Genomic DNA, 20,191 nt, shown 5'->3' with positions numbered 1-20,191 from the left:
CAGAACAAGCTCCGCATTGCGCATGCAATGCAAGGCGCGCAGCGCCTCATGAGAGGGGGGCGTGTATGAGCCAGAAAACGGCACTCATCATGGCTGGCGGCACCGGCGGCCATATCTTCCCGGGCCTTGCTGTCGCTGAGGAGCTGCGCGCACGCGGCTGGCGCGTGCACTGGCTGGGTGCACCGGGCAGCATGGAGTCGCGCATCGTGCCGCAGCACGGCTTTCCGCTCGAACTCATTGATTTTTCCGGTGTGCGTGGCAAGGGCCTGGCCACGCTGGCGTTGCTGCCCCTGCGCCTGCTGCGCGCCTTCTGGCAGGCCTTGCACGTGGTGCGCCGCGTGAAACCCGATGTGGTGGTGGGCCTGGGTGGCTACATCACCTTTCCGGGCGGGATGATGGGCGTGCTGTGCGGCAAGCCCCTGGTGCTGCACGAGCAGAACTCGGTGGCCGGCATGGCCAACAAGGTGCTGGCCGGTGTGGCCGACCGGGTGTTCACCGCGTTTCCGGGCGTGCTGAAGAAAGCCCAGTGGGTGGGCAACCCGCTGCGCGCGGCGTTCACGCGCCAGCCGGCACCGGCTGAGCGTTTTGTCGGGCGCACGGGCCCCCTGCGCCTGCTGGTGGTGGGCGGCAGCCTGGGCGCGCAGGCGCTCAACGACATCGTGCCCCGGGCTCTGGCGCTGATCCCTGCGGAAAACCGGCCAGTGGTCACGCACCAGAGCGGCGCCACGCAGATCGACACCTTGCGCGCCAACTACCAGGCTGCCGGTGTGCAGGCAGAGCTCACCCCGTTCATCGACGACACGGCCAGCGCGTTTGCTGCGGCCGACATCATCGTGTGCCGCGCCGGCGCCAGCACCGTGACCGAGATTGCCGCCGTGGGTGCTGCCGCCATCTTTGTACCGTTCCCCTTTGCAGTGGATGACCACCAGACCACCAACGCCCGCTTTTTGGTGAGCGCGGGCGGCGGCTGGCTGGTGCAGCAAAGCGACCTGACCCCCGAAGGGTTGGCGAAGATGCTATTGAATTCAGAGCGCACAGCGCTCGTCGATATTGCCGAGAAGGCCAAAAACATGCAAAAAATCAATGCCACCCGCGAAGTGGTGGCAGCGTGCGAGGAGTTGTCTGCATGAAGCACGCTGTTCGCCATATTCATTTCGTCGGTGTGGGCGGCGCCGGCATGAGCGGCATCGCCGAGGTGCTGTTCAACCTGGGCTACCAGATCTCGGGTTCGGACCTGAGTGACAGCGCCACGCTGCGCCGCCTCGCGGGCTTGGGCATCAAGACCTGCCTGGGTCACGCGGCAGCGCACATTGAGGGGGCTGATGCGGTGGTCACCTCCACCGCCGTCACGGCCGACAACCCCGAGGTGCTGGCCGCGCGCGACAAGAAGATTCCCGTGGTGCCACGCGCCCTCATGCTGGCCGAGCTGATGCGCCTCAAGCAGGGCATCGCCATTGCCGGCACGCACGGCAAGACCACCACCACCAGCCTTGTGACCAGTGTGCTGGCCGAGGCGGGGCTCGACCCCACCTTTGTGATTGGCGGGCGCCTGAACAGCGCGGGCGCCAATGCCAAGTTGGGCAGCGGCGACTACATCGTGGTCGAGGCCGACGAGTCCGATGCCTCGTTTCTGAATTTGCTGCCCGTGATGGCTGTGGTCACCAACATCGATGCCGACCACATGGAAACCTACGGGCATGACTTTGGTCGCCTCAAGGGGGCCTTCATCGATTTTCTGCACCGCATGCCGTTTTATGGCACTGCCATCCTGTGCGTCGATAGCCCGGCGGTGCGCGACATTCTGCAAAGCGTGACCTGCCCCGTCACGAGCTACGGCTTTTCGGAAGACGCCCAGGTGCGCGCCATCAACGTGCAGGCCGAGGCGGGGCAAATGCGCTTTACGGTGCAGCGACGCAACGGCGTCACGCTGCCCGATATGGAGGTGGTGCTCAACCTGGCGGGCGAGCACAACGTGCTCAACGCCCTGTCGGCCATCGCGGTGGCCGTGGAGCTGAACATTCCGGACGAAGCCGTGCAGCGCGCGCTGGCCGGTTTCAAGGGCGTGGGCCGGCGCTTTCAGCGCTATGGCGAACTGCCCGCCAAGGACGGTGGCCAGTTCACGCTGATCGACGACTACGGCCACCACCCCGTCGAAATGGCCGCCACGCTGGCAGCGGCCCGCGGGGCTTTCCCTGGGCGCCGCCTGGTGCTGGCGTTCCAGCCGCACCGCTACAGCCGCACGCGCGACTGCTTTGAAGATTTTGTGAAGGTCATCGGCAGTGCCGACGCCGTGCTGCTCACCGAGGTGTATGCCGCTGGCGAAGCGCCCGTGGTGGCCGCAGACGGCCGCTCGCTGGCGCGTGCGCTGCGCGTGGCCGGCCGGGTAGAGCCCTTGTTCGTTGACGCCGTGGCCGACCTGCCCCAGTCCATTGCAGACAACGCAAAAGATGGCGACGTGGTGATGTGCATGGGTGCGGGTTCGATTGGTGCCGTGCCCGGAAAGGTGGTTGATTTGCTACAAAATAATGAGCTGTTGCCGCAAGCAGGGAGGTCGCAATGAACACATTTGGCTCAAATATTGACGCCCGCACGTTGGGCAAGGTGGCAGTGCTGATGGGCGGTGCATCGGCCGAGCGCGATGTGTCCCTGATGTCCGGCCGCGGCGTGCTGCAGGCGCTGCGCTCGCGCGGTGTGGATGCTTACGCGTTCGACCCGGCACAGAGCGAACTGGGCGAACTCAAGCGCGGCGGTTACGCCCGCTGCTTCATTGCCCTGCACGGGCGCCACGGTGAAGACGGCACGGTGCAAGGCGCGCTGGAGTTGCTCGGAATTCCGTACACCGGCTCGGGTGTGATGGCGTCCAGCATGTCGATGGACAAGATCATGACCAAGCGCATCTGGCGCGCCGAGGGCTTGCCCACGCCCGACTGGCGTCTTGTGGCCAGCGGCGATGAAACGGCTATGGCCCTGCAGGCGCTGGGCGCGCCCATGATCGTCAAGCCCGCGCGCGAGGGCTCGACCATCGGGCTGACCAAGGTGTCCTCGCCCGAGCAGTGCGAGCAGGCCTATGCGCTGGCGTCGAAATACGACCCCGAGGTGCTGTGCGAACAGTTCATCGAGGGCGATGAAACCACCTGCCCCATCCTGGGCGAAGGCGCCAGCGCCCATGCGCTGCCGGTGATCCGCATCGTGGCGCCGCAAGGCAATTACGACTACGAACACAAGTATTTCACCGACGACACCCAATACCACTGCCCAAGCGGCCTGCCCGAGGCGGAAGAACGCGAGATCCAGCGCCTGGTGGTGCAGGCCTTCCGTTCGCTGGGCTGTCGGGGCTGGGCGCGGGCCGACATCATGATCCGCGCCAGTGACCGCAAGCCCTTCCTGCTGGAAATCAACACCTCGCCGGGCATGACCGGTCATTCGCTGGTTCCCATGTCGGCACGGGCTCTGGGCATCAGCTACGAAGACCTGTGCGTAGGCGTGCTCGCCACCGCCACGCTGGACACGCCGCCCGGTGCCACGCTGAGCCCGGCACAGAGCCAGCCCCAAGAGGCCACCACGCCATGAACCAGTCGCTGCCCGCACCGCTGGACGTCAAGCTCATGAACCTGACCGCTTCGGTCTTGTTCCTGTGCTGCGTGCTGCTTTTGCTGGCAGCGGGGGCGCGCTGGGTGTTGCGTTATCCCGGTTTTTCTGTGGCGCGCATCGTGGTTCAGGGTGAGCTGGTGCACAACAATGCAGTGACCTTGCGCGCCAATGTGGCGCCGCAGCTGGCGGGCAACTTCTTCACCATCGATCTGCGGGCCGCGCGCGCGGCCTTCGAGCAGGCGCCCTGGGTGCGCAAGGCCCTGGTGCGGCGCGAGTTTCCGGGTGGCCTGCGCGTGGAGCTGCAGGAACACGATGCTGTTGCCTTCTGGGGGGGCGAAACCGGTTCGGCACTGGTCAACAGCCAGGGCGAGGTTTTCGAGGCCAATGTGGGCGATGTGGAGCAAGAAGGCTTGCCCCGCCTCACGGGTCCCCAGGGTAGTTCGGCCGAGGTGCTGCAGATGCACGGCGTACTGCAGCCACTGTTTGAGCCGCTGGGCATGGCTGTGGATGCGCTGGAACTCACCGGGCGCGGCGGCTGGCGCGCCACGCTCGACACCGGCGCAGCGCTGGAGCTGGGAGGCGGCACGCAACAAGAAGTGGTGCAACGCACGCAGCGCTTCATCAGCACACTGACGGGGGTGGCGGCGCAATACCAGCGCCGTGCGGACGCACTGGAGTCGGCAGACCTGCGGCATGCCGGAGGCTATGCGCTGCGGTTGCGTGGCGTGACGACAGTCACCGCGGAAGCGGCTGCGAAGAAATAGCCGCGTGCAGCAGATGCGACAGGACAGAACAATGAAGGGCAGACACTGATATGGCAAGAGAATACAAAGACGTCGTGGTGGGGCTGGACATCGGCACGGCCAAGGTCATGGCCGTGGTGGCCGAGGTGTTGCCCAATGGCGAGCTCAAACTCGCAGGCCTGGGCGTGGCCCCGAGCAATGGCTTGAAGCGTGGCGTGGTGGTGAACATCGACGCCACCGTCCAGAGCATCCAGCAGGCGCTCAAAGAAGCCGAGCTGATGGCCGACTGCAAGATCCAGCGCGTCTACACGGGCATCACGGGCAGCCATATCCGGGGCCTCAACTCCAGCGGCATGGTGGCCGTGAAGGACAAGGAAGTCACCGCCGCCGACGTGGCGCGCGTGGTCGAGACGGCCAAGGCGATCAACATCTCCAGTGACCAGCGCCTGTTGCTGGTGGAGCCGCAGGAATTTGTGATCGACGGGCAGGACGTGAAAGAGCCCATCGGCATGAGTGGCATCCGTCTGGAGGCCAAGATCCATATCGTGACCGGTGCGCAGAGCGCGGCCGAGAACATCATCAAGTGCGTGCGCCGCTGCGGCCTCGAAGTCGAGCAGCTCATGCTCAACCCACTGGCCAGCAGCCAGGCCGTGCTGACCGATGACGAGCGCGAGCTGGGCGTGGTGCTGGTGGATATCGGCGCGGGCACGACCGACGTGGCCATCTTCACCGGCGGTGCCATCCGCCACACGGCGGTGATCCCGATTGCGGGCGACCTCATCACCAGCGACATTGCCATGGCACTGCGCACGCCCACCAAGGACGCCGAAGACATCAAGGTCGAAAGCGGCTACGCCAAGCAATTGCTGGCCGACCCCGAGGCCCAGGTGGAAGTGCCCGGCCTGGGCGACCGCAGCCCGCGCATGCTCAGCAAGCAGGCGCTGGCTGGCGTGATCGAGCCCCGGGTCGAAGAAATTTTCTCGCTCGTGCAGCAGGTGGTGCGCGAGTCGGGCTACGAAGAGGTGCTGTCATCGGGCATCGTGCTCACCGGCGGCAGCTCGGTCATGCCCGGAATGATCGAACTGGGCGAGGACATCTTTTTGAAACCCGTGCGCCGCGGCATTCCCAAGTATTCCAGCGCCCTGTCGGACATGGTCGCCCAGCCCCGTGCCTCCACTGTCATGGGCTTGCTCGAAGAAGCGCGCCTGGCACGTCTTCGCGGGTTCAAGGTGGCGCAAAAGAGCGGGTCGATGAAGACCGCGTTCGGGCGCTTCAAGGATTTCATCGTGGGGAACTTCTGACCATGAAATACCCAGGCATGAGCGCCGCCGGGCCGCCCCAAGGCGCGAAGGCCCCCTTGCGGGGCAGCGCAGCAGACGCAGTTGCAAGCGTGGGGGCGATCTGGCTAGCAAGAGGGAGTCCCCATCGCATACCGCGCGGGCGATGGCGATGTATCGGACCGCCCTATGTCCCGCGAAACAGACCCCCTTTCCCCATTTGGCAATTGAATACGTATTTAGAAACAGGAGCTCCAACATGACCATCGAAATGATCGAAGCCGAAGAATTCAACCAGGGCACCCAGATCAAGGTGATCGGTGTGGGCGGCGGCGGCAGCAATGCTGTCGAGCACATGATTGCGCGCAGCGTGCAGGGCGTGGAGTTTGTCAGCGCCAACACCGACGCGCAGGCGCTTACCCGCAGCTCCGCCCACCGCACCATCCAGCTGGGCCAAAGCGGCCTGGGTGCCGGCAGCAAGCCCGACAAGGGCCGCGAAGCCGCCGAAGCCGCCGTGGATGACATCCGCGCCGCCATCTCGGGCGCGCACATGCTGTTCATCACCGCCGGCATGGGTGGCGGCACGGGCACCGGCGCCGCACCGGTGATTGCGCGTGTGGCCAAGGAAATGGGCATTCTCACCGTGGGCGTGGTCACCAAGCCCTTCGACTGGGAGGGTGGCCGCCGCATGAGCAATGCCGACAACGGCCTGGCCGAGCTCGAAGCCAATGTCGATTCGCTGATCGTGGTGCTCAACGAAAAGCTGCTCGAAGTGCTGGGCGATGACATCACTCAGGACGAAGCCTTTGCCCACGCCAACGACGTGCTGAAAAACGCCGTAGGCGGCATTGCCGAAATCATCAACGAATACGGCCATGTGAACGTCGACTTCGAAGACGTGCGCACCGTGATGGGCGAGCCTGGCAAGGCCATGATGGGCACGGCCACCGCCAGCGGCCCCGACCGCGCCCGCATTGCCGCCGAGCAGGCCGTGGCCTGCCCGCTGCTCGAAGGCATCGACCTGTCGGGCGCCAAGGGCGTGCTGGTGCTGGTCACCGCCGCCAAGGGCAGCCTCAAGCTGTCCGAATCGCGCCTGGCCATGAGCACCATCAACGCCTACGCCTCGCCCGACGCGCATGTCATCTACGGCGCTGCCTACGACGACAGCCTGGGTGAAGAGATCCGCGTGACCGTGGTGGCCACGGGCCTGTCGCGCCCCAATGCGCGCCGCCAGCCCATCTCGGTGGTGCAGGGCGGCCTGCGCACGGGCACGGACAACATGGCCTACCAGATGCCCATGACCACCAGCGGCGTGATGGGCGGAGCCGTCGGCGTGGCAGGCGGCATGGGCGTCGGTTCCCAGGCCGATTACGGCGGCATGTCGGTGCCCAGCGTCTGGCGCACCAACCGCACGCAGGCAGCAGCCCGCGTCGATGCACTGTCGTCGGGCGGCATGGACGATCTGGAAATTCCGGCTTTCCTGCGCAAGCAGGCCGACTGATCGGCGTTCTCTTGCGCCCCCTCGGTTGCCCTGTGGCGACTGGGGGGCGAAGAAAAGAAGCCCTGCCAGCGTGAGTTGGCAGGGCTTCTTTGCATGGAGCGCAGGTTTACCGTGCGCGGACTTGCTTCGATGGGGCTACGCAGCGCTCCCGGTTCAGAAGGACTCCCAATCGTCGTTGTCACCTGCCGCTGGTTTTGGGCTGCTGGACTTCGGCGGCAGCGCTGCCACCGGGGCCTTGGCGGCTGGGGCGGGGCGAGGGGATGCGGGCTTGACCAATGGTGGGGGCGCTTTGCCCGCGCGTACCGGGGCTGGGGCAGGGCGAAGTGCGGCTGGGGGTGCAGGCCGTCTTGCCGGTGCGGGCGCCGAGGCATTGCTGCCGTTCACCCGGAACAACGCGACCACCTGGGTGAGTTTCATGGCTTGCTCGCGCAGGCTGTCTGCGGCGGCGGTGGATTGTTCCACCAGGGCCGAATTCTGCTGCGTCATCTGGTCGAGCTGGTTCATGGCGGTGTTGACCTGCGCGATGCCCTGGCTCTGTTCTGAGGTGGCAGATCGGATCTCACCGATGATGTCAGTCACGCGCTGAACGCTCTCAACGATCTCGGTCATGGTGGCGCCTGCATTGCCCACCAGCTGCGTGCCCGATTCCACCTTTTCAACCGACGCGCCAATCAAGGCTTTGATCTCCTTGGCGGCTTCTGCACTGCGTTGTGCCAGGCTGCGCACCTCGCTGGCCACCACGGCAAAGCCCCGGCCCTGCTCGCCCGCACGGGCGGCTTCGACAGCGGCATTCAAGGCCAGAATATTGGTCTGGAAGGCGATGCCATCGATCACACCGATGATGTCGCTGATCTTGTTGCTGCTGGCGTTGATGTCCTGCATGGTGGCGACCACACGCGACACCACTTCCCCGCCACGCGCTGCCACCGTGGCCGCCGATGTGGCCATCTGATTGGCGGTCTGGGCAGAGTCTGAGGTCTGCCGGACGGTGCTGGTCAGCTCTTCCATGCTGCTCGCAGTGCTCTGCAGGTTGCTGGCAGTGTCTTCGGTGCGGTGGGCCAGGTCGTTGTTGCCCTGGGCAATCTCGCTGGAAGCCGTGGCGATGCTTTCGGTGGCCGAGCGCACTTCGGTCACGAGCTGGCGCAGCGAGACAACCATGCGGCCCAGGCCGTCGAGCAGGGAGCCTGCTGGAGCGTCAGGGATGGGGGTGTCCAGATTTCCCTGGGCCACCTCTGACATCACTGCGATGGCGTCGGTGGGTTCGCCTCCGATCTGGCGCAGCACCGAGCGCGTGACCAGCAACCCCACGCCACCCACGACCAGCATCACGACGAGCACGATCGCCAGGTTGGACAGCAGGGTTTTGCGAACGAGCTGGTCGATGTCGTCCGTATACAGACCGGAGCCGACCATCCAGTTCCAGCCGTCCACACGGATCACGTACTGGAGCTTGGGCACCAGCGACTGCGAGCCGGGCCGCGCGAACATGGTGGGCACAAATACGCGGCCGTTGGAACTGGCGTTGAGCGCGGTTGATATCTGTTTGAGAATGTCCGTGCCGGCGCCGTCCTTCACTTTGCCAGCCATGTCCTGGCCTTCCCATTCAGGCTTGATGGGGTGCATCACGCCTTTGGAATCCAGCGTCCAGATATAGAAGTACTCGGTTTTGCCTTCAGGTCCACCAAAGCGGGACACGCGCAAAGCGTCCTTGGCCGCCTTTTGGGCTTCTTCTACCGGCATCGCCCCGCTTGCGGCCTTGGCCTGGTACGAGGCCACGATGCTGTGGGCCGATTGCACCGCTGTGGTCAGCAGCTCACGCCGCGACTCGATGATCTGTGACCGCTGCTGCAGCAATGCACTGACCGCCATAAACAGCAGTGCTACCAATGCTGTGGCCAGCATCAGCAGGATCTTGCCTCTGAAACTGAGTTTGCTCATGAAATCTCCCGGGATGAAAAAAAAGGGCTGTTCTTGGGCCCGCAAGCAAAGGAGCGGCCCGGGTCGTGGGCCATGCGGATCCTTTGGGGCTTGCCCTGTAACCGATTGTGTGATTGTCCTCCATGCCGGTTGTGAGGGAAAACGAGTGCATTCCACTCAGAGTGGACCCCGCCCAGCGCAGCGCCGAGCGCGGCAGCACAAAATCCTTGCGGCAACTAAAATCGCAGGATGCTCAAGCAACGCACCCTCAAAACCCTGACCCGCGCCGTGGGGGTAGGTTTGCACAGCGGCCAGCGGGTCGAGTTGACCCTGCGGCCGGCCCAGCCCGACACGGGCATCGTGTTTCGCCGCGTGGATTTGCCCCAGCCGGTGGACATCCCCATTTCTGCGGCCGCCGTTACCGACACCCGCCTGGCATCGACCATCGGCACCGGCAACGCCAAGGTGCACACCGTCGAGCACCTCATGTCGGCCTGTGCCGGCCTGGGTATCGACAACATGTACGTGGACATCACCGCAGAAGAAGTCCCCATCCTGGATGGTTCATCGGCATCGTTTGTTTTTCTGCTGCAAAGCGCAGGCATTGAATTGCAGAACGCACCCCGCCGCTTCATCCGCGTGACCCGGCCGGTCGAGGTGCGAGAGGGCGAGGGCGCCCATGCCAAATGGGCGCGTCTGACGCCCTACCATGGCTACAAGCTCAGTTTCGAGATTGATTTCGACCACCCGGCGGTGGATTCCACGGGCCAGCGGGTCGAGTTTGACCTGGGCTCCGGCAACTACAGCCGCGACATCGCCCGTGCGCGCACCTTCGGCTTCACGCGCGATGTGGAAATGATGCGCGCAAGTGGCCTGGCGCTGGGCGGCGGGCTCGACAACGCCATCGTGATGGACGACTACAAGGTGCTCAACAGCGACGGGCTGCGCTATGACGATGAATTCGTCAAGCACAAGATCCTGGACGCCATGGGCGACCTGTACCTGGTTGGCAAGCCTTTGCTGGCCGCCTACAGCGCCTTCCGTTCAGGCCATGCCATGAACAACCTGCTGCTGCGCGAGCTGCTGGCCCAGCGCGACGCCTGGGAAGAGGTGACGTTCGAGGACGACCGCCAGGCACCCAGCGGTTTCCTGCAACCCGTGCGAGCCTGGTAGCAGACCCATGCTGCTGTTTCGCTGGCTGGCCATGGCACTGCTGCTGACTGCGGCGGTTTCCTTCGCGTTTTATGCGGGCACCGGCCAGGCACGCTACAAGCGCTTTGGCCTGGTGGTGCTGAAATGGACCATCATCGCGGCGGTTTTCTTCTTTGCCGTGATGTTCATCGGGCGCCTGGCCTGAGCCCGAAAGTTGGGTCGCGGCAGCGCAAGCAGTGCTGGCCTATACTCGCGCCTGCTCCGGGGTGTGCTGATGCACTGAGATGCGGGAGGGCGTGAAACACACGCCCCTCTGCGAACCCGACGAACTTGATCCGGTTCATACCGGCGGAAGAAGAGCCGACCTCCATGCGCCCGTGCCTGCCTATCCGGCATGCACGCCATGCCCCAGGTGCCCCGCGCACCTGCGGGGGAGCAGGTCCATTCCGGAGCAACCCCCGCCACCGGAACCAGGAGACCTGCCCCATGAACGCCCCCGACCGACACGCCGATTTGGCACAGCTGGCCACCCCCGAAAAGTTTGCCGAACTGCTGGCGCGGACGCGCGAGCCCTTCCCCGCATCCCGCAAGGCCCACCTCCCCGGCCATCTGCACACCGATTTGCGCGTGCCGGTGCGCGACATCGCACTCACCAATGGCGAGGTGGTCAGCGTGTACGACACCTCCGGCCCGTACACCGACCCCGAGGCTGCGATCGATGTGCGCCAGGGCCTGGCCAGCGTACGCGGCGGCTGGATCACCGGCCGTGGTGATGTGGAGCACTACGAGGGCCGCGCCCCGGTGGCGCTGGACGACGGGCAAAAAAGCGAAGACGCCACCCGCCTGGCCCAGTTGCGCGCCGAGGCTGCCGCCCTGCAGCGCAAGCCGTTGCGCGCCAAGAGTGGTGCCAACCACACCGGTAACGTGACGCAGATGCACTACGCACGCAAAGGCATCATCACCCCCGAAATGGAATACGTGGCCATCCGTGAAAACGGCAAGCGCGAGTGGATGGAGCAGTACATGCAGGACGCGGGCCGTGAGAAGCGCCTGATGGGCAACCCCATGGGCGCGAGCATCCCGCGCATCATCACGCCAGAGTTCGTGCGCGACGAAGTGGCCCGTGGCCGCGCCATCATTCCCGCCAACATCAACCACCCCGAGGTGGAGCCGATGGCGATTGGCCGCAACTTCCTCGTCAAGATCAACGCCAACATCGGCAACTCGGCTGTCACGTCCAGCATTGAAGAAGAAGTGGAAAAGCTGGTCTGGGCGATCCGCTGGGGTGCCGACAACGTGATGGACCTCTCGACCGGCAAAAACATCCACACCACACGCGACTGGATCGTGCGCAACTCGCCCGTGCCCATTGGCACGGTGCCGATCTACCAGGCGCTCGAAAAAGTGGGCGGCGTCGCCGAAGACCTGACCTGGGAGATCTTCCGCGACACGCTGATCGAGCAGGCCGAGCAGGGCGTGGACTACTTCACCATCCACGCCGGCGTGCGCCTGGCGTACATCCACCTCACGGCGGCGCGGCGCACCGGCATCGTCTCGCGTGGCGGCTCCATCATGGCCAAGTGGTGCATGGCGCACCACCGCGAGAGCTTTTTGTACGAGCACTTCGAGGACATCTGCGACATCATGAAGGCGTACGACGTTTCGTTCAGCCTGGGCGACGGCCTGCGCCCCGGGTGCGCGTCCGACGCCAACGACGAGGCGCAGTTTGCCGAGCTGCACACGCTGGGCGAGCTGACCCAGGTGGCCTGGAAGCACGACGTGCAGACCATGATTGAAGGCCCCGGCCATGTGCCCATGCACATGATCCAGGCCAACATGACCGAGCAGCTCAAGACCTGCCACGAAGCGCCGTTCTACACCCTGGGCCCGCTGACCATCGACATCGCACCGGGCTACGACCACATTGCCTCTGCCATCGGCGCGGCCATGATCGGCTGGATGGGCACGGCCATGCTGTGCTACGTGACGCCCAAAGAACACCTGGGCCTGCCCGACCGCGACGACGTCAAGCAAGGGATCATCGCCTACAAGATCGCCGCGCACGCCGCCGACGTGGCCAAGGGCCACCCCGGTGCCCGCGCGCGTGACGATGCGCTGAGTCAGGCGCGTTTTGATTTTCGCTGGCAGGACCAGTTCAACCTGGGTCTGGACCCTGAGACAGCGCAGGCCTTCCACGACGAAACCTTGCCCAAGGATGCCTCCAAGGTGGCGCACTTTTGCTCGATGTGCGGCCCCAAGTTCTGCTCGATGAAGATCACGCAGGAAGTGCGCGACTTTGCCGCGCAAAAGGGCGTAGCCGAGGCCGAAGCGCTGGCGGCGGGCATGGAGACCAAGGCTGAAGAGTTTCAGCGCGGCGGCGGCAGCCTGTACGTGCCGATCAAGCCTGTCTGATTGATTGCTATTAAAAACGTAGCTGTTAGCGCTTGCTGCATAAGCGCTAACAGCACTTTTTACCTATTTTTTAGCGGATTCACCCAATTTTCAGCCCTCACCAGCCATCTACAACGGGGCGGCCGCAACCCCGTTGTTTAGCCATTCGCCAGCAGTGCCTGTTGCCGGTGTGCGTGGGCAATCTGGCCGATGGGCGGCAGGGCTGTTTCGGCGCCCTGGCCAGGCAGCACAAACCGGCTGATCAGGGTGGAAAGCTCGTGGGCCTGGCTGCGCAGGCCGGCCGATGCGGCCATTGACTGCTCTACCAGCGCCGAGTTGGCTTGGGTCATCTGGTCCAGCCGCGCTACTGCGGTGTTGATCTGGCCAATGTCGCGGTTCTGGTCCTGCGTGGCGGAGGTGATCTCGCCCATCATGCGTTCGGCGTTCTGGATGGAGCCCACGATGCGCTGCATGGTAGTGCCCGCTACGCCCGCCAGGCTGGTGCCCTCTTTCACCTGATCGACCGATTCATTGATCAGCGCCTTGATTTCCCGCGCCGCGGCGGCCGACCGGGTGGCCAGGCTGCGCACCTCGGCAGCCACCACCGCAAAGCCCCGGCCCTGGTCGCCCGCATGGGCCGCCTCCACGGCGGCATTGAGAGCCAAAATGTTGGTCTGGAACGCAATGGAGTCGATCACGCCGATGATGGCGGCGATCTTGCCGGCCGACGCATGGATGCCTTGCATGGTGCGCTCTACCTGGGCCACCACGCTGCCGCCCTCGTGCGCCACCGTCGTGGCCGTGGCCACGATCTGCTGCGCGTCGTGCGCCGCTTGCGCCGACTGCATTACCCGGATGGTGATCTGCTCCAGCGCCGCCGCGGTCTGCTGCAGGCTGGCAGAGGTTTCCTCGGTGCGGCTGGAGAGGTCGGTGTTGCCATTGGCGATTTCCGATGCGGCGGAGCTCACGTTCTGTGCCGACCCGCGCACCTGCACCACCAGGGTGCGCAGCGCCTGCTGCATCACCGCCAGCGAATTGAGCATGCGGCCCGCTTCGTCTTTTTCATGGCCGGCAATGTCGTGGCGCAGGTCCAGGGCCGCCACGCGGTCGGCCGTGACGTTGGCCAATGCGATCGGGCGTGTGATGCTGCGCACCAGCCACAGCGCCAGCACGCTGCCCACCACCAGGGCCAGTGCCCCAAAGGCCAGCAGCGCAGTGCGGGCCACGGCGCCCAGGCGCTCCACCTCGCGTGCGCCGGCATCAATCGCGTTGCGCTGCGACTGGGTCAGCGTGCCCAGTGCGGACAGCAGTGCACCGGAAGAGGGCAGGAACCGCTCTGCATATACCTTGCGGATGCGCACGGTAAAGTTGGATTCGCTGGCCGCCATCAGCTCGGCGCGGGCTTTCTGAAAATCCTTTCCTGCGGCCTGGATGCCCTCCAGCAGTGCGCGGTCTTCGGCAGCCTGCAGTCCCTTGTCCAGCTCGGCGATCAGCCCGTCGTAGCGCTGCTGGGTGGCGGCGATGTCGGCGCCCAGAATTTCATTCACTTCGGGCTCCGAGCTCAGGGCGATGGCCTTGAAACGCTCGGAGTTGATGGCCTGATAACGGTAGGCGTCGGCAACCAGGCGTTCGGTGGCAACGCCCTGGCTCACCATGGTTTCGGTGGATTGCTGGATCTGGCGAAGCGACCAGATGCCAATGACCGAGCCCAGCAGGGTCAGCGTGAGCACCACGCAGAACGTGGTCAGCAGCCGCTTGCCCAGGGTTCCCCGGGATGGTGTGGTGGTGTGCAGGGGGGCAGACATGGTGTTCCTGGGTTCTTCGATGAGGCCGGGGCTATGCCGGGGTGCGCAAAGGGCGCTGGTGTCGGCCCTGTGGATGCCGCTGCCTGGGCGGCGGTGCGACCCATTGTCTGCCCCAAATGTGACAAAGTGTTTTCAAATCCATGCCACAAAAACGTGCCGCGGCAGCACGGCGGCGGAGGCAAAAACGCCGGTAAATACCCTGTGCGCCATAGGAGGATGTGGCATTTATAGTCCCCGAGCGCCAGCCCAGAAGGCTGGTTGAGGGCGTGGCATCAAAGTTGCTTCGCCAGGGTACTTGTCAAAATTTGTAAGGGTGAGCCATGAACGCTCTGGGCCGACTTTCCATTCGTGCGCGCCTGTATTTCGGCACGATCTTTTCGCTGGTGTTGCTGGTGATCATTGGTGCGATGGGTTTCATTGCGCTGGACCGCACCCGCGGCACGCTGGAGGTGCTGTTTTCGCAACGGGTGCAGACGCTGACCGATATGTCCGATCTGCGCACCGCGCTGGGCGACCTGCGCCGTGCCGAGAAAGACATCATCATCAACTTCAACAACACCGTGGAAGTGGCGGCGCTGCGCGAAAGCTGGGGCAAGACGCTGGCGACCCTGCGCAAGAGCCTGGCCGAGGTACGCCAGGTGCAGGCGGGCGACGCGGCCTTTGTGACGGCTATCGACAAATCGCTCGACGAGATCAAGCAATACGAAGCCGGCATTGTTCCGATCTTCGACCAGATCGAGCGCGCCCAGATCGACGGTGCCGGCGGTGGCGCCTATGCCGACCGGCTGAAAACACACATGGAAGCCACCGACCAGCTGTTCTCTCGCCTGGCCACTTCGGCCCGGGAGCAGATGCAGGAGGCGCGCCAGGGCGTGGACACCCTTGCCGCCACCATGTCCGGCCTGATTGGCGTGGCCCTGGTACTGGCCCTGGCGGTGCTGATTCCGCTCACCTACCTGAGCGTGCGCTCGATCACCCGTTCATTGGCCCAGGCCCGCGATCTGGCCGAGCGCATTGCCGGGGGTGACCTGTCGCGCGACACGCAGGCACTCAACCACGACGAAGTGGGCCAGCTGGTGACGGCCATGGGCCGCATGCAGCAATCCTTGCGCGGCCTGGTGCGCCAGGTGCAGGATGCGGCGGGCAACATTTCTACCGCCAGTTCAGAAATCGCCACGGGCAACCACGACCTCAGCCAGCGCACCGAGCAGACCGCTGCCAACCTCGAAGAAGCGGCATCGTCGATGGAGATGCTCACCAGCACGGTGCAGCAAAGCGCGCAGGCCTCGCGCCAGGCCAGTGACTTTGCCTCGTCGGCCGCCGAAGTGGCAGCACGCGGCGGTGCCGTGGTGTCGCAGGTGGTGAGCACCATGGACCAGATCACCACCAGCTCGCGCAAGATTGCCGACATCACGGGCGTGATCGACTCCATTGCGTTCCAGACCAACATTTTGGCGCTCAATGCTGCCGTGGAAGCCGCACGCGCCGGTGAGCAGGGCCGGGGCTTTGCCGTGGTGGCCAGCGAAGTGCGCAGCCTGGCCCAGCGCAGCGCCGGGGCGGCCAAAGAGATCAAGGAGCTGATTGGTTCATCGGTCGAGCGCGTGGAAGATGGCTCGCGCCTCGTGAGCCAGGCAGGCCAGACCATGACCGAAATCGTGGGCAGCGTGCGCCGCGTGTCCGGCATCATTCACGAAATCACCGCCTCGGCCGCCGAGCAAAGCGACAACATCGGCCACATCAGCCAGTCGGTCACGCAGCTTGATCAGATGACCCAGCAAAACGCCGCGCTGGTGGAGCAGTCCACGGCGGCATCGGAATCGCTGCGCGAGCAGGCCCTGCAACTCACGCGCGCAGTCAGCCAGTTCAAGCTGCACGATGGCGCTGCCGCGAGTGCGCAGCCAGGCGGCCTGCCCGCCGCTGCTGCGGCCCGCGGCCGCCAGCCCGCCAGGGCGCGGCAGGCGCAAGTGGCGCTGCAGATTCAATAGTGGTGTTTTTGGCTGCTAGCGCTTATGCAGGAAGCGCTAGAAGCTATTAAATAAATAGCATTTAATTCCGGAGCTTCAAGCTGCGGTTCATGGCGCGACGGCGCCAGCACCCTGCGCGATCCAGGCCAGTGCCACCGTGGAACCGGCTTTGCCGGGCAACGGGTGGCGTCCCCTAATCTCTGGTCACTCGCACCACTTCTTCACGGCTGGTGATGCCGGCGGCAATCAGGCGCTCGCCGTCGTCGCGCATCAGTGCCATGCCGTTGGCCAGAGCGGCGGCGCGGATGTCGGCCTCGGAAGCCTGGTTGTGGATCTGGGCGCGGATGGCGTCGGTGGTCACCAGCAGCTCGAACACGCCCGTGCGGCCTGCGTAGCCGGTCTGGCCACAGGCGTCGCAACCCTTGCCGGCGCACTGCGTGCAGATCTTGCGCACCAGACGCTGCGCCAGCACGCCCAGCAGGGACGAGGACAGCAGAAACGGCTCCACGCCCATGTCGGTCAGGCGCGTGACGGCACTCGCGGCGTCGTTGGTGTGCAGCGTGGCCAGCACCAGGTGGCCCGTCAGCGAGGCCTGGATGGCGATCTGCGCGGTCTCGAAGTCGCGGATTTCGCCAATCATGATGATGTCCGGGTCCTGGCGCAGGATGGCGCGCAGGGCCTTGGCGAAGGTCAGGTCGATCTTGCTGTTGACCTGCGTCTGGCCCACGCCGGGCAGCTCGTATTCGATGGGGTCTTCCACCGTCATGATGTTGTTGCGCGTGGCGTCCAGCCGCGACAGCGCCGCATACAGCGTGGTGGTTTTGCCCGAACCCGTGGGGCCCGTGACGAGCACGATGCCGTGCGGCTGGGCGATCAGGTCTGTAAAGCGGTGCAGGGTGTCGCCCTGCATGCCCACGGCCTCCAGGCTGATCTTGCTTTCGCTCTTGTCCAAGAGGCGCAGCACGGCGCGTTCGCCGTGCGCGCTGGGCAGGGTGGACACGCGCACGTCGATGGCGCGGGTGCCCAGGCGCAGGCTGATGCGGCCGTCCTGCGGCAGGCGCTTTTCGGAGATATCGAGGTCGGCCATGATCTTCAGGCGCGAGATCAGGGCAGCGTGCAGCGCGCGGTTGGGTTGCACCACCTCGCGCAGGCTGCCGTCCACGCGAAAACGCACGCTGCTGTGGCGCTCGTAGGGCTCGATGTGGATGTCACTGGCGCCGTCGCGCGCGGCCTGCGTGAGCAGGGCGTTGAGCATGCGGATGATGGGCGCGTCGTCGGCCGTTTCCAGCAGGTCTTCCACGGCGGGCAGCTCTTGCATCATGCGCGAGAGGTCGGCGTCGCTTTCCACCTCGCTCACCACGGTGGCGGCGCTCGATTCGCCCTGCGCATAGGCCGCGCTGATGCGCTGGGCCATGCCATGGGCATCAAGCGGCAGCAACTGCTGCACGGGGTGCTTGCGCAGCACTTCCGACAGCGCGCTGGCGTTGGGCTGGGGGCCGTGCCACAGCACCAGCTGCTGGCCGTCGTCCTCCAGCAGCAACTGGGCGGTGCGCGCAAAGGCGTAGGGCAGGGGGTGGCGCATGGCGGGGCTGCTCAGGGCGTTGTGATGGGCGTGCTGATGGGCGTGCTGATGGGCGCGGGGGTGTAAACCGGTGTGGGCAGAGCGGTTTCGGGGCGCAGCGCGGGCAACACCGGGGCGCCCGAGACAGAGCCCATCACGGCGCTGGGGGCGGGCTGCGCAACCTGCTGCAGCGCGCGGATGGCGTCGTAGCGGTCAAGCATCAGCGCGTCGCTGGCGGCGGCATCGCGCACCACCACGGGGCGCAAGAACACCATCAGGTTGGTCTTCTTGCGCGAGCGGTTCTCGCTGCGAAACAGATTGCCCAGCACGGGGATGTCGCCCATCAGCGGCACCTTGTCCTCGGCCTGCTGGTAGCTGTCTTCCAGCAGACCGCCCAGCACGATGATGCTGCCGTCTTCAACGAGCACGTTCGATTCGATGGAGCGCTTGCTGGTGGTGGGGCCGTTCACGTCCTTGAGGGTGTTGCCGTCGATCTTCGAGACTTCCTGGTAAATCGCCAGCTTGACGGTGCCGTTCTCGTTGATCTGCGGGCGCACACGCAGCATCAGGCCCACGTCCTTGCGCTCTACCGTGGTGAAGGGGTTCACGGTGTTGTTGCCCGTGGTGTTGGCATACGAGCCCGTGACAAAGGGCACGTTGTTGCCGATGACGATCTTGGCCTCTTCGTTGTCCAGCGTCATCAGGTTGGGGGTGGAGAGCACGTTGGCATCGCCACTGTTTTGCAGAAAATTGGCCAGCGCGCCCAGGTAATACTGGCCGTTGACGCGCGGCGCCAGCGCAATGTTCAGGCCCCCGCCGAGCGAGGTCAGCGCCGAGGTGCTGCCCGAGGCAATGCCTGCGGCCAGGCTCAGGATGTTGCCGCCCGACACCGCCGAGTTGGTGCCGATGGCGCCCACCACGCCATCGCCTTTGCTGCCCAGCACGCTTTGCCACTGGATGCCGAACTCGGCCAGCTTGCTGGCCGTGACTTCGACGATCAGGCTTTCCACCAGCACCTGCGCGCGGCGGCCGTCGAGCTTGTCGATCACGGCACGCAGCTGCCGGTATTGGGGCTCGGGCGCGGTGATGATGAGCGAGTTGGTGGTGGGGTCGGCCTGGATCTGCCCGCCGGTCGAGGGCTGGTTGCTGTTGGCGCTGCTGGAGCCGCCGCCCGCGCCCATGCCCAGGCCTCCGCTGCCGCCCAGCCCGGCGCTGTTGCTGGAGTTGCTGGCCGATGCCGTGCTGGACGACGCCGCAGAGGTCGCGAGCCCGCCAGAGCCGGAAGTGCCCGCTGCGGCAGCGCCGCTGCCGCCTCCTGTGGCCGACATGGCCGCGCGCAGCGTGGTCGCCAGCTTGGTGGCATCGGCGTTCTTGAGGTACACCACATGGATGTTGCCGCTGGCCGCGCTGCTGCCGGGCACGGGCGGCTGGTCGAGCTTGTCCACCAGCGCGCGCACCTGGGCCACGCGGGCGGGGTTGGCGGCGCGCAGGATCAGGGCGTTGCTGCGCGGCTCGGCAATCAGCGTGGTCTTGAACGAGGTGTCGCTCTGTCCCTGGGCCGCCGCCGGGGCGGCTGCGCTGCCACCGTCAATCAGCCGCGCCACCAGCGGGGCCAGGTCGGCGGCCACGGCGTTCTTGAGCGGGATTACCTCGACATCGCTGGCATTGGAGACATCCATGGCCGCCACGATGCGCGCCAGGCGCTGCAGGTTGTCGGCATAGTCGGTGATCACCAGCGAGTTGTTGCCGGGGTTCACGTTGATGGTGTTGTTGGGGCTGATCAGCGGGCGCAGCACCGGCACCAGGTTGGCCGCGTTTTCGTAGTTGAGCTTGAAGATCTGCGTGACGATCTGCCCGCCGCCAGGGCCGGGCGCGCCGCCGCGCGACACGCTCACGCTGCCGCCCTGCAGCTTGGCGTCGGCCTCGGGCACCACCTTGTACAGGCCGGCGGACTCGACCACCGTGAAGCCCTGCAGACGCAGCGCCGCCAGAAACTGCTGGAAGGCGGCCGCTGGCGTTACGGCGCGTTCGGTGATCAGGGTGAGCTGGCCTTTGACGCGCGGGTCCACCACCACGTTGCGGCCGGTGATGGTGGCCATGGTGCGGGCCACGGCTTCGATCTCGGCGTTGGCGAAGTTGAGCGTGACGGGCTCGCCCGGGCGCACGCTGCTGGTGCCGGTTCCGATGGCCGTTTGTGCATGAATTTGCCCGCTAGCGCTTGCCAGTAAAGCGCAAGCAGCTATCGTATTCAGAGCAAATCGCAGTTGGGGCGAAAGATTGGAAGTCATA

General features: G+C 65.4%; 14 protein-coding genes and 1 riboswitch. Of the genes, 10 read left to right on the top strand and 4 right to left on the bottom strand.

Annotated features, from left to right (window positions below; translation table 11 throughout):
* The first annotated feature begins 65 nt into the window (after positions 1 to 65).
* The 6 genes from murG to ftsZ all read left to right on the top strand — a co-directional run bounded on the left by murG (position 66) and on the right by ftsZ (position 7,112).
* Positions 66 to 1,130 carry an undecaprenyldiphospho-muramoylpentapeptide beta-N-acetylglucosaminyltransferase gene (gene murG / locus K226_RS0100665; RefSeq protein ID WP_024812947.1) on the top strand — a complete coding sequence of 355 codons (1,065 nt, stop codon included), beginning with the start codon at positions 66 to 68 and terminating at the stop codon, positions 1,128 to 1,130.
* Positions 1,127 to 2,560: a UDP-N-acetylmuramate--L-alanine ligase gene (gene murC / locus K226_RS0100660; RefSeq protein WP_024812946.1), complete on the top strand. Its 1,434-nt coding sequence runs from the start codon at positions 1,127 to 1,129 to the stop codon at positions 2,558 to 2,560. Before murG ends, murC begins: the two co-directional genes overlap by 4 nt.
* On the top strand, positions 2,557 to 3,570 hold the full coding sequence (locus tag K226_RS0100655) for a D-alanine--D-alanine ligase (RefSeq protein ID WP_024812945.1): 1,014 nt from the start codon (positions 2,557 to 2,559) through the stop codon (positions 3,568 to 3,570). Before murC ends, K226_RS0100655 begins: the two co-directional genes overlap by 4 nt.
* Entirely contained in the window at positions 3,567 to 4,355 is a 789-nt protein-coding gene (locus K226_RS0100650) for a cell division protein FtsQ/DivIB (RefSeq protein ID WP_024812944.1), read from the top strand. Before K226_RS0100655 ends, K226_RS0100650 begins: the two co-directional genes overlap by 4 nt.
* A gap of 50 nt (positions 4,356 to 4,405) precedes the next feature.
* Positions 4,406 to 5,635: a cell division protein FtsA gene (gene ftsA, locus K226_RS0100645; RefSeq protein ID WP_024812943.1), complete on the top strand. Its 1,230-nt coding sequence runs from the start codon at positions 4,406 to 4,408 to the stop codon at positions 5,633 to 5,635.
* Between the two features lie 235 nt (positions 5,636 to 5,870).
* Complete coding sequence (ftsZ, locus tag K226_RS0100640) at positions 5,871 to 7,112, top strand: cell division protein FtsZ (RefSeq protein WP_024812942.1); 1,242 nt, start codon at positions 5,871 to 5,873, stop codon at positions 7,110 to 7,112.
* 153 nt (positions 7,113 to 7,265) lie between these two features.
* Here the strand turns inward: ftsZ and K226_RS0100635 are convergent, their stop codons facing one another.
* Positions 7,266 to 9,050 (bottom strand): methyl-accepting chemotaxis protein, encoded by a 1,785-nt coding sequence (locus K226_RS0100635; RefSeq protein WP_024812941.1) that lies wholly within the window; start codon positions 9,048 to 9,050, stop codon positions 7,266 to 7,268.
* 228 nt (positions 9,051 to 9,278) lie between these two features.
* Here K226_RS0100635 and lpxC point away from each other — a divergent pair, with 228 nt between their 5' ends.
* The 3 genes from lpxC to thiC all read left to right on the top strand — a co-directional run bounded on the left by lpxC (position 9,279) and on the right by thiC (position 12,593).
* Positions 9,279 to 10,202, top strand: coding sequence for a UDP-3-O-acyl-N-acetylglucosamine deacetylase (lpxC, locus tag K226_RS0100630; RefSeq protein WP_024812940.1), 924 nt, complete (start codon positions 9,279 to 9,281; stop codon positions 10,200 to 10,202).
* A gap of 7 nt (positions 10,203 to 10,209) precedes the next feature.
* A complete protein-coding gene (locus K226_RS20030; protein ID WP_201740999.1) occupies positions 10,210 to 10,386 on the top strand; it encodes a hypothetical protein in 177 nt (58 codons plus the stop codon).
* Positions 10,387 to 10,433: 47 nt separating this feature from the next.
* Positions 10,434 to 10,555, top strand: a riboswitch (TPP riboswitch).
* A 112-nt stretch (positions 10,556 to 10,667) separates the two neighbouring features.
* The gene (gene thiC, locus K226_RS0100620) at positions 10,668 to 12,593 is read left to right on the top strand and encodes a phosphomethylpyrimidine synthase ThiC (protein WP_024812939.1); all 1,926 of its coding nucleotides are present in this window, start codon (positions 10,668 to 10,670) and stop codon (positions 12,591 to 12,593) included.
* 137 nt (positions 12,594 to 12,730) lie between these two features.
* Here the strand turns inward: thiC and K226_RS0100615 are convergent, their stop codons facing one another.
* A complete protein-coding gene (locus K226_RS0100615) occupies positions 12,731 to 14,377 on the bottom strand; it encodes a methyl-accepting chemotaxis protein (protein WP_024812938.1) in 1,647 nt (548 codons plus the stop codon).
* Between the two features lie 320 nt (positions 14,378 to 14,697).
* Between K226_RS0100615 and K226_RS0100610 the strand changes: the two genes are divergently transcribed.
* A complete protein-coding gene (locus K226_RS0100610) occupies positions 14,698 to 16,362 on the top strand; it encodes a methyl-accepting chemotaxis protein (RefSeq protein ID WP_024812937.1) in 1,665 nt (554 codons plus the stop codon).
* A 172-nt stretch (positions 16,363 to 16,534) separates the two neighbouring features.
* Here K226_RS0100610 and K226_RS0100605 read toward each other — a convergent pair whose 3' ends face one another.
* Both K226_RS0100605 and gspD read right to left on the bottom strand, forming a co-directional pair.
* Entirely contained in the window at positions 16,535 to 17,923 is a 1,389-nt protein-coding gene (locus K226_RS0100605; RefSeq protein WP_024812936.1) for a GspE/PulE family protein, read from the bottom strand.
* A gap of 11 nt (positions 17,924 to 17,934) precedes the next feature.
* Positions 17,935 to 20,190, bottom strand: coding sequence for a type II secretion system secretin GspD (gspD, locus tag K226_RS0100600; protein ID WP_024812935.1), 2,256 nt, complete (start codon positions 20,188 to 20,190; stop codon positions 17,935 to 17,937).
* Position 20,191: the final 1 nt, after the last annotated feature.

The organism is Acidovorax sp. JHL-3, assembly GCF_000526295.1.
GTDB classification, from domain to species: domain Bacteria; phylum Pseudomonadota; class Gammaproteobacteria; order Burkholderiales; family Burkholderiaceae_C; genus Acidovorax; species Acidovorax defluvii.
This window is presented reverse-complemented; position numbering and strand designations above follow the sequence as displayed.